The following is a 5,207-nucleotide window of genomic DNA, read 5'->3' as shown; positions in this document are numbered from 1 at the left end:
CTCCGGCCCGCGCTTGCGGCGGCCTGGCGGCTGGTGCTGCCCCGGTTGGGGGCGGTGTTCGGTTTTGCCCTGCGGCTGGTGCTGCGGGTGGCGCTGCTGGCCCTGCCGTTTCTTGCGGTAGGCGCGGCGGTGGTGGCGCTCACGCTGCGGGCGCATGACATCAACTATTACCTGACCTATTGGCCGCCGGAGTTTCTGCTGGCTGCGGGCGTGATTGGCACGTTCGTGCTGATCATGGCGGGGCTGCTGATTTGGCGGCTCTCGGGCTGGGCGCTCGCCCTGCATCTGCGGCTGATCGACGGGGTGCCGACGCGCGACTGCTTTGCGCAGAGCGAGGCGCATTTGCGCACGCGGCGCGGCGCGGTGATCCGGCGCATCCTTGGCTGGCTTGCGCTGCGTTTGGTGCTTGCCGCCGGGGTCGCGGCGCTGATCGGCATGTTCGGGTCGGGCGCGCAGGCACTGGCGCTGCCAAGCCTCACCGGGGTGGTGCTGGCCGCACTTCTGACGCTCGCTCTTTGGTCGCTGGCCAATGCGGTTCTGGCGGCGGTGTCCAACGGCGCGCTGGCGGTGCTGTTGGATGATTTGCATCGCAGCGTGGCCCCCAAGGTTCTGGCACCGCAGCAGGATAGCGCGCCGGGCGGCACTGCACTGGTTCTGGCCGGGCTCGCCATCGCAGCGGGTGTGGCGGGCCTGGGCGCGGTTACGGTCCTCGGCGATCTTGCGGGGCGTCTTGCGGCCCCGCAGGCGGTCGAGGTCATCGCGCATCGCGGTGCGGCGGCGGCAAGGCCCGAGAACACGCTGGCCGCCGTGGAAAAGGCGCTGGAGGATCGCGCCGACTGGGTCGAGATCGACGTGCAGGAGATTGCCGACGGCACCGTGATCGTCACCCATGACAGCGACTTCATGAAACAGGCGGGCGTGCCGCTCAAGGTCTGGGACGCGATGCCCGACGATCTGGCGCAGATCGACATCGGAAGCTGGTTCGATCCCGCCTATGCGGAGGCCCGCGTGCCCACCCTGCGCGACGTGCTGGAGGTGGCCAAGGGGCGCGGCCGGGTGCTGATCGAGCTGAAATACTACGGCCATGACGAGCGGCTGGAAGAGCGTGTGGCACAGATCGTCGAAGAGACCGGCATGGCGGATGATGTCATGATCATGTCGCTCAAGCGGGCGGGGGTGGCGAAGATGCGCGCTCTGCGCCCCGACTGGCCAATGGGCATTCTCGCCGCGCGGGCAATCGGTGATCTGAGCGCTCTCGACGCCGAGTTTCTGGCCGTCAATACCGGGCAGGTTTCAGGGCATCTGCTGCGCCGAGCGCATGCCACGGGCAAGCAGGTCTATGTCTGGACGGTGGACGACCCGCGCGCCATGTCGCGGATGATCTCGATGGGGGTGGACGGGCTGATCACCAACAAACCCGCACTGGCGCGGCAGGTGATGGCAGAGCGCGCGGCACTGTCGCTGGCGGAGAGGATATTCTTGTGGCTGAGCGACCGGTTGCGGCTCGACAGTTTCAATCTGGTGGCAGAGCCATCGGAGGCATAGATTTTGGCAGTTTCGGGAGACATACAATGAAAAATTTCATCCTGTTGCTCGGCATTGGTGCGCTGTCGCTGATCGGTGGCATCATCGCCCTGTTGAACCCGCTGGCGGCGACGCTGACGGCGGAACTTCTGACCGGGTATCTTTTTATCGCCATCGGGGCTCTCATGCTGGTTTCAATCTTTGCCGATGACAACTGGGGCTCGCGGCTGTTGTCGCTGGTGCTGGGTGCAGCGGTACTGGCGCCATCGGTGTCAATCTGGTGAGCAACCCGTTGCAGGGCGTGCTGCAATTAACGGTCGTGGTGGCGCTGCTGATGCTGTTCATCGGCGTGCTGCGGATCATCTTCGCGTTTCGGCTGCCAAGTGGCGGGCTCCGGCTGGTGTTGATCCTGTCGGGGATCATCTCGCTGGCGCTCGGCGCGATGATCCTGACGAGCTTTCCGTTCTCGGCGGTTGTTGTTCTGGGTATCCTGCTGGCGATCGAGCTGATTTCGAACGGAATTTCCCTAATCGTTCTGGGCCTTGCCGCCCGGGACCGAACAAGCTGAGGAGGCGGTGATGAAAAACTGGCTATTGTGGCTATTGGCGGGACTGGTCGCGTTGGCGGGCGGTGTGCTGGGGCTGATCAATCCGAATGCCGCGCAGATCACGTCGACCACTATCGCGGGATGGGCGCTGGTGCTGATGGGGCTTTTGCAGGGGCGGGCGGCCTGGAAATCCTCGGCCTTTCGCGAACGGGCCGGGGCCGCGCTCTTTGCGGCGGCGGGGCTGTTTCTGGGGCTGTCGCTGCTGATCGGGCCCATCGGCGATGGCACGCTGCTGCGGTGGCTGCTGGGTGGGCTGCTGATTGTCGGCGGGCTGGCCAAGCTCTGGATCGGGCGGCGCTACAAGACCGATCCGCTATTCTGGGCGGTGCTTGTGGCAGGCGGGCTGTCGGTTGTGCTCGGTGCGCTGGTTCTGTTGGGCGTAACGCTGCAACTGGGCGTGATCCTGTCGCTGGAGCTACTGGGCAGCGGGGCGGCGCTGATCGTGATGGCCTTGCGGCTGGAGAAACCGGCGGTACGGTGACAGTCGTAGGCGACACTCTTGAAAGGAACTCATTATGAGGACGAAAATTCTGCTGTCCGCGGTGCTGCTGGCGTTGCCATTGATGGGATCGGGAGAGGCGCAGGCGCGCAGTCTTGGCAAGATCCTATACGATTCAGGCTTGTCGCAGAGCGATCTGTCGGCGATGGAAAAAGCCGGGAGCCAATTGGTCGAGCCGCTTGGGCAAACCGGCGACGCACGCCGCTGGAGCAACCCTGAGAGCCGCTCCAAGGGGGCGGTCACGCTGGGCCGGATCGACGGCAACTGTGCCGAACTGGTGCACCGCGTCAGCACGGTGAAACGACCCGAGCCCGCCACCTTTCGCACGTGGCGCTGCCGGACGGCGGATGGACAGTGGCGCGTCAGCCCCGGACCGGAGTGACGCGCGCTGCGATCTGGCCGTTCACCTCAATCCTGATAGGGCAAGGGTGGCCCATCCGCCGATCAGCAGGATGGGAAAGACCACGCGCGCCAAGCGGTCTATTTTGTGCGCGCTTGCGTCCCGGCCATTGACGACGTGAAGCCCGGTCACCAGCGCCTCGGCGATGGCGAGAAACACCATGGCGATGGACCATATCAGGATCTGGTCCAGAACCGTCAGATAGCCAAGCGGAGGCAGGGCCCCGGCGACAGCGAGATTGAAGGCGATCACCGTCAGCATGGAGGTGGCCCCGAGACCGATCTGAAATTCGAACCGGCTTGGCGGCACCCAGAAGATCACCCATGACATGGCCACCACGAAGAACAGCGGCAGCATGATCCGGAAGAGGTAGTAATTGACCTCGCGCTCTGCCGAGATCGTGAGGGTGAGCATGCTCAGGGTGCGCCCGGCTTCGCGCAGCTTTGTGCTCTGTTCCTCAAGCGCGAGATCGTTGACGTGCCATCCCGAAATATTGAGCCTGTCTGATAGCCATGTATTCGCCTGATCCGGCACGAATTTCAGCGTCTCGGCACTGGTTTCGACTGGAATGAAAGAGATGGTGAAGTCATGCGCGTCAAATGGAAAATCGCGCAGGTTGTGATAGGTGGAAACGTCGCCGAAGAACCGCTGGCGGTAACTCACGCGGCCCTCCGCCCCAATCACCACCTGATCGCGCGCATTGCTGCGTGCGGTGCGCAGGTTTGACGAATTCTGCAAGACAACGTCTGGCACCCAGACCTGTGAGCGGGCAAACCGGCAACCTTCGAGCGATTGCAGTCGTGGATCCTGCCAGACCAGCATCGCGGCGATATCGACATTGATCTGCTGGTTCACATCGTCAACGCCCAGGATATCGAGCACGGTAAAGGATGCGTCCACCCGAACCGGGCCGTCGTTCCCTGTTGTCGGCGCTACGTCGGTCCGCATGTTTGGAAGCGAGCATGCCATTGCGGTCTCCGACCCAATCAAAAACAGACCGAGATACGTGACGAAACCCAAAAACCATCGTCCCATCCCGCCCCCCCCTGCAACCTGGTCCGCCTAATTCCGCTCGAATATTGTCTGGCTCGACGCGCATAGGCAAGGAATTCAGCATTTCAGGATGGTTAAATCCGTAGCTGTGTCGACTTACGCATTTTCAAATGCAGAACGGGCTTGTAGCTTTTACGAGCGCAATACGGTCGTGTTCCTATAGGACTATGCGCAGGCGCCAAAGCAGGAGACTGACATGACGATGCGGATTACGACCTTTTCAAATGATGGCAAAGGCGGCACAAGGTTTGGCCATGAAACGTTGGATTTGCACGCAGGGCTCAGCGACTTTCTTGCGAATTCCCCGATGATGTCCTCAGCACAAACGTGCAAACGTTATTTCTTTACGGAGCTGCCTGCAGGGTATTCCAGCAGCAAGGATTTTTCTAGCCGACGCCAGCTGTGTGTCTTGCTCTCTGGCGAGTTGGAACTGATCTCGAGCGCCGGAGATGTAGAGACGTTCGCAGTTGGCGACGTGATCCGTCTCGATGATACCGATTACGAGACACCGGGCCGCGCAATCCGGGTCACGGGAGAAAACCCGGCACGTATCCTGGCGGTGCAGATCGACTAAAGCATTTCGAGATTAATTTGAGGCATATCCGGCAGCCCTGAAGTAGTTCCAGCACTCGACAGGATCATAGAGGTTGCAGATTTCGCCGATAGCGTCGAAGACCGCTGTGAAGGCTCGTGCGCCCATGCGCCTGAGGTGAGCCTTGAAAACGCCTGTTCGATCGGGTTCAGGTCTGGTGAGTATGGCGGCAGGAACAGAAACCAGCAGCCGTGTGCCTTGAGCGTGGCGGCGGCTTGTTTGTTGCGATGGGTGGCAAGGTTGTCGAGGATGAGGGGCGGTGCCGGGCGCGATCTCGCGGATCAGCACCTCGCTGACATAGGCGGCGAAGGCCGGGCCATTCATGGCTCTCTTGATGCCTGCCGCAGGTGCGCCAGGCAAGACTCTGCACCATCCTTCCGGGTTGTGCCAGTTTGGCGCCAATATCAGAGATATGGGCAAAAGTTGGTGACGCCTGATCAGGCGGCGGCTTGAACGTGGCGGAGCCCGTCGCGGAACTCAACCCCTTGGATGATCTCGGGCAGGCGATTTTGGCCGTCGAGTTTGCGCCATT

General features: G+C 62.2%; 8 protein-coding genes. 6 read left to right on the top strand and 2 right to left on the bottom strand.

What is annotated here, in order from left to right; translation table 11 throughout:
* From Q0X85_RS08200 to Q0X85_RS08180, 5 genes are all read left to right on the top strand, one after another.
* On the top strand, positions 1–1,545 hold a 1,545-nt coding region (locus tag Q0X85_RS08200), incomplete at its 5' end, for a glycerophosphodiester phosphodiesterase family protein (protein ID WP_297771270.1).
* A 26-nt stretch (positions 1,546–1,571) separates the two neighbouring features.
* Positions 1,572–1,808, top strand: coding sequence for a DUF308 domain-containing protein (locus tag Q0X85_RS08195; RefSeq protein ID WP_297771268.1), 237 nt, complete (start codon positions 1,572–1,574; stop codon positions 1,806–1,808).
* Complete coding sequence (locus Q0X85_RS08190; protein ID WP_297771266.1) at positions 1,805–2,092, top strand: DUF308 domain-containing protein; 288 nt, start codon at positions 1,805–1,807, stop codon at positions 2,090–2,092. The genes Q0X85_RS08195 and Q0X85_RS08190 overlap by 4 nt, the downstream gene beginning before the upstream one ends.
* 10 nt (positions 2,093–2,102) lie before the next feature.
* Positions 2,103–2,612, top strand: a complete 510-nt coding sequence (locus Q0X85_RS08185) for a DUF308 domain-containing protein (protein ID WP_297771264.1) — start codon at positions 2,103–2,105, stop codon at positions 2,610–2,612.
* Positions 2,613–2,646: 34 nt separating this feature from the next.
* The gene (locus Q0X85_RS08180) at positions 2,647–3,012 is read left to right on the top strand and encodes a hypothetical protein (protein ID WP_297771262.1); all 366 of its coding nucleotides are present in this window, start codon (positions 2,647–2,649) and stop codon (positions 3,010–3,012) included.
* Positions 3,013–3,033: 21 nt separating this feature from the next.
* On the opposite strand, the gene Q0X85_RS08175 is transcribed toward Q0X85_RS08180, so the two are convergent.
* Positions 3,034–3,978, bottom strand: coding sequence for a hypothetical protein (locus Q0X85_RS08175; protein ID WP_297771261.1), 945 nt, complete (start codon positions 3,976–3,978; stop codon positions 3,034–3,036).
* A 301-nt stretch (positions 3,979–4,279) separates the two neighbouring features.
* Between Q0X85_RS08175 and Q0X85_RS08170 the strand changes: the two genes are divergently transcribed.
* Positions 4,280–4,657: a hypothetical protein gene (locus tag Q0X85_RS08170; RefSeq protein WP_297771260.1), complete on the top strand. Its 378-nt coding sequence runs from the start codon at positions 4,280–4,282 to the stop codon at positions 4,655–4,657.
* On the opposite strand, the gene Q0X85_RS08165 is transcribed toward Q0X85_RS08170, so the two are convergent.
* Positions 4,654–4,926, bottom strand: coding sequence for a transposase (locus Q0X85_RS08165; RefSeq protein WP_366129607.1), 273 nt, complete (start codon positions 4,924–4,926; stop codon positions 4,654–4,656). The two genes, Q0X85_RS08170 and Q0X85_RS08165, sit on opposite strands and share 4 nt — an antisense overlap.
* Between the last annotated feature and the right edge of the window lie 281 nt (positions 4,927–5,207).

The organism is uncultured Roseovarius sp., from assembly GCF_947259555.1.
Taxonomy (GTDB): Bacteria; Pseudomonadota; Alphaproteobacteria; order Rhodobacterales; family Rhodobacteraceae; genus Roseovarius.
Note: the sequence above shows the minus strand (reverse complement) of the source record. Positions and strands in the feature narration are given on the sequence as shown.

Excerpts from the sequence above, each read along its gene's own strand:
- Q0X85_RS08195 (WP_297771268.1), top strand. The coding sequence starts at position 1,572 with ATGAAAAATTTCATCCTGTTGCTCGGCATTGGTGCGCTGTCGCTGATC.
- Q0X85_RS08185 (WP_297771264.1), top strand. The coding sequence starts at position 2,103 with ATGAAAAACTGGCTATTGTGGCTATTGGCGGGACTGGTCGCGTTGGCG.
- Q0X85_RS08180 (WP_297771262.1), top strand. The coding sequence starts at position 2,647 with ATGAGGACGAAAATTCTGCTGTCCGCGGTGCTGCTGGCGTTGCCATTG.
- Q0X85_RS08175 (WP_297771261.1), bottom strand. The coding sequence starts at position 3,978 with ATGCGGACCGACGTAGCGCCGACAACAGGGAACGACGGCCCGGTTCGG.
- Q0X85_RS08170 (WP_297771260.1), top strand. The coding sequence starts at position 4,280 with ATGACGATGCGGATTACGACCTTTTCAAATGATGGCAAAGGCGGCACA.